Genomic DNA, 3,855 nt, shown 5'->3' on the forward strand with positions numbered 1-3,855 from the left:
TCTTGAGTAAGATGAGTATAGTTCATGATGCAACTTTGACTTTGGTCGGTCGGAAGCAAAATGCTAGCTCATCTTGCTTCCTTCCAATAATTTAATCTCTGTTGCACTTCATTTGAGAATCCAAGAAATATGAAAATGATCTTGATATGACAGTAAGTGAAGCTAATAAATCGAATCAAGTGCTTAGAAATTATCTCATCAACCTTGTTTTTTATAAAACTTAACAAGAGAGTTTCTAATTTTCTTTTGGATTACAAATGAGTTATTTTTTCAAAATCAACTCAATCAAAGAGTAAAACACAATCAAGAAAATTAAGCTTAAAGCAGTAAATCACTTCAACTATAAGAAAAGACCAAACTCAAATTTAAGCCAAGTAAAAATATTTTGTTGATCTTTATTTTGTATAAGTTCCTCACAATAATTTCTTGATAAATCGTCAATCTGCATCAGCTTTTTGCTTGAATATTATAAAATAATTCTAAATTGGGTCTTCTTATTGGAAAGCTCAATAAATATAGTCGAGAAATGCTTTAAAATATGGCAGAATAGGCGGTTTTTAAAGTTTTTAGAGGATTGGCATTATGCGCTTTGTTGATGAAGCAGTCATTACCGTAGAGGCTGGCGACGGTGGCAATGGCGTAGCCAGTTTTCGCCGTGAAAAGTTCGTACCATTTGGTGGTCCAGATGGTGGTGATGGTGGTCGTGGCGGCAGCATTTATATTCAGGCTGACGACGACACGAGTACCCTTGTAGATTATCGTTATACCCGTAAATTTCGCGCTGAACGTGGTAAAAACGGTGCTGGCGCAAACTGTGCTGGTCGTGGTGGCGAATCAGTTATTTTAAAAGTTCCTGTGGGAACAACAATCGTCGATTCAGAATCTGGCGATATTATTGGCGATCTGGTTGAAGATGGCCAGAAAGTATTAGTGGCACATGGCGGCCAAGGTGGTTTGGGTAATACGCACTTCAAATCATCAACCAACCGTTCTCCGCGTAAATGTACACATGGTACTAAAGGCGAATTCCGTGAAATCCGCCTTGAGCTGAAAGTACTGGCTGATGTGGGCTTGCTTGGCATGCCAAACGCAGGTAAATCAACCTTTATCCGTGCAGTATCTGCAGCAAAACCAAAAGTGGCAGATTATCCGTTTACGACCATGGTACCTAACCTGGGTGTAGTGGATGCGGATCGTCACCGTTCATTTGTAATGGCGGATATTCCAGGTCTGATTGAAGGTGCGGCAGAAGGTGCAGGTCTCGGGATTCGCTTCCTGAAACATTTGGCACGTACCCGTATTCTGCTTCATATTGTAGATGTTCAACCGATTGACGGTTCAGATCCAGCTTACAATGCCAAAGCGATTTTGAATGAGTTGCAAAAATTCTCCCCAACACTTTCAAAATTACCAGTGGTATTGGTTCTGAATAAGGTCGATCAGCTTGCTGTAGATACTCGCGATGAATGGTGTAACCACATTCTTGAAGAATTGCAGTGGGAAGGCCCTGTCTTTAAAACTTCTGGCTTAACGGCTGAAGGCACTAAAGATGTGGTGTATTACCTGATGGATCAAATCGAGCAGCAACGTGAACGCGAAGTTGAAGATCCTGAATACGCAGCAGAAATGAAAGAATTCCGTGATCAGCTTGAAGCTGAAACACGTGAACAAACGATTGCTGCGAAAGAAGCTTATCGTGAAATGCGTCGCGCTCAACGTCTGGGCGGCGATGACTTTGATGATGAAGATGATGACGACAGCGACGTAGAAGTATATTACGTACGTTAATCTTTTAAAGATAAGTCTGAGGACAAGATGATAGAAGTGGTAGATGGGCAACGTCAGCTCAAGGGTTGTAAACGAATCGTTGTTAAAATCGGATCATCTTTACTCACAGCAAACGGGCAAGGTTTAGATTTGGATGCGATCTCGCATTGGGCGGGACAAATCGCGGATCTACACAATGCCGGACACGAGATTATTCTCGTTTCTTCCGGAGCTGTGGCTGAAGGTATGGTTCGAATGAAACTTGAGAATCGACCCACCGATCTACCCAGTCTTCAGGCTTGTGCTGCCATTGGTCAAATGGGCTTAATTCAAACCTGGTCAAGCGTACTGGAAAAACATAGTATTCAAACCGCTCAAGTATTATTGACTCATGATGACCTGGCAGACCGTCGTCGTTATCTGAATTCTTGTGATGCTTTGCAGCACCTGATTGACTGGCATGTGATTCCGGTCATTAATGAAAATGACACGGTATCGACTGACGAAATCCGTTTCGGTGATAACGATACACTCGCTGCGATGGTCGCAGGACAAGTTCATGCAGATCTGCTGATTATCCTGACCGATCAGGAAGGCATGTTTGACTCGGATCCACGTTCTAATCCGGATGCCAAACTGTTCCATACCGTGCGTGCTATGGATGAAAGCCTATTTGATATGGCAGGCGGCGGCGGAAAATTTGGTCGTGGCGGTATGCTGACCAAAGTCCGTGCTGCACGTCTGGCTGCCAAGTCTGGTTGTCCAACGTTGATCGCTAGTGGTGACAGTGACTGTGTTTTATCGCGTCTGATGGCGGGTGAAATGCTGGGTACGTTATTTATCACTGATGATGATCGCATGACTGCACATCAGCAATGGTTGGCTGCACACTTACAAACGGCAGGGCGTTTGGTCATTGATGATGGTGCGGTTAAAGCGATTAAAGAAAATCACCGTAGCCTTTTGCCGGTCGGTGTCAAAGCAGTGGAAGGACATTTCGACCGGGGTGATGTGGTGGAGTGTGTCGATCGACAAGGTCACCGCATTGCTGTAGGACGTGTCAACTTCAGTTCACGTTCAGCGGAAATCGTGAAAGGTCTGGCCTCAGATAAAGTGCATCAGGTCTTGGGTGAAGCGCGTTCTTTAGAGATGATTCATCGTAATCATATGGCAATTTACTAAATTATTAAGTTTAAAAAAATCCCGCTTTCGAGCGGGATTTTTTATGTCTGGAAATTTACTTCACCCATCCCATCCGAATAAAAGGCTTAAACAGGAATTGATGAATGCTGAAAATAAAGCGCATGATTTTATTCTCATATTTCCACCACAGCGGTAAGCCAGCGAAATTAACTGCTAGAGCAATCAGGAATGCTCCCACCATATCAATCGGGAAGTGCACACCGACATAAATACGCGACCAGGCCACCAGCCAGGCAGTCCACACCAAAATTCGCCCTAAATCACGTTGTGCTGAGAAATAATAGGCAAGGGCAATCCCACTAAAAATACTCATGTGATTGCTTGGGAATGAACCTGTAGGGGCGTGCTCAATCAGGGTTCGACCAACCTCCATGACAAAAGGGCGGGGTGTGTTTAGAACTGCAGATAATACCTCGCTAATCGACAAGGTAATTGCTGTGAAGATTGCAGCTTTAATAATCCCGGTTTTTACTTCATGACTACCACGCAGCCAGGCAATAGCAAAAATCAGCAGGAATACATACACCAGATCATGTGCTATCAGACTGGCATAGTTGATCATCCAGATCGAGGCTTGGTCAGGTACATTGAGAAGATGAAACAGATACAGGTTTAGTTGATCGAGTGACATGAGGAGAGAGAGGGCTGACACAAATGTCCGTTACTCTAAACCGATCAAAGCTCAATTCATATCTGAGTTTGTATGAATTTGTAGCATTGATTTTTCACAGAATATTCAAGTGATAAAAAACCACCCAAAAGGGCATTGCTGTCCCACAATTTTTCACAAGAGGAAGCTCAAATGAGCTTCCTCTTGTTTTATGGGTATTTTATCGGGTGAAAATAAAGCTTTTAAAGTTCTTCTTTCAAACAAATTCACTTGAA

At 43.1% G+C, this 3,855-nt stretch carries 3 protein-coding genes; 2 read left to right on the forward strand and 1 reads right to left on the reverse strand.

What is annotated here, in order from left to right:
- Positions 1–582: 582 nt before the first annotated feature.
- Both cgtA and proB read left to right on the forward strand, forming a co-directional pair.
- The gene (gene cgtA, locus FTV31_RS15835; protein ID WP_004782712.1) at positions 583–1,788 is read left to right on the forward strand and encodes an Obg family GTPase CgtA; all 1,206 of its coding nucleotides are present in this window, start codon (positions 583–585) and stop codon (positions 1,786–1,788) included.
- A gap of 27 nt (positions 1,789–1,815) precedes the next feature.
- Entirely contained in the window at positions 1,816–2,949 is a 1,134-nt protein-coding gene (gene proB / locus FTV31_RS15840) for a glutamate 5-kinase (RefSeq protein WP_180003977.1), read from the forward strand.
- Between the two features lie 55 nt (positions 2,950–3,004).
- On the opposite strand, the gene FTV31_RS15845 is transcribed toward proB, so the two are convergent.
- Positions 3,005–3,601, reverse strand: a complete 597-nt coding sequence (locus FTV31_RS15845; protein WP_180015649.1) for a phosphatase PAP2 family protein — start codon at positions 3,599–3,601, stop codon at positions 3,005–3,007.
- Positions 3,602–3,855: the final 254 nt, after the last annotated feature.

This window comes from Acinetobacter sp. YH16031, assembly GCF_013417335.1.
In the GTDB taxonomy this organism is placed as follows: Bacteria; Pseudomonadota; Gammaproteobacteria; order Pseudomonadales; family Moraxellaceae; genus Acinetobacter.

Coding starts and splice junctions, on each gene's coding strand:
- cgtA (WP_004782712.1), top strand. CDS start 583: ATGCGCTTTGTTGATGAAGCAGTCATTACCGTAGAGGCTGGCGACGGT.
- proB (WP_180003977.1), top strand. CDS start 1,816: ATGATAGAAGTGGTAGATGGGCAACGTCAGCTCAAGGGTTGTAAACGA.
- FTV31_RS15845 (WP_180015649.1), bottom strand. CDS start 3,601: ATGTCACTCGATCAACTAAACCTGTATCTGTTTCATCTTCTCAATGTA.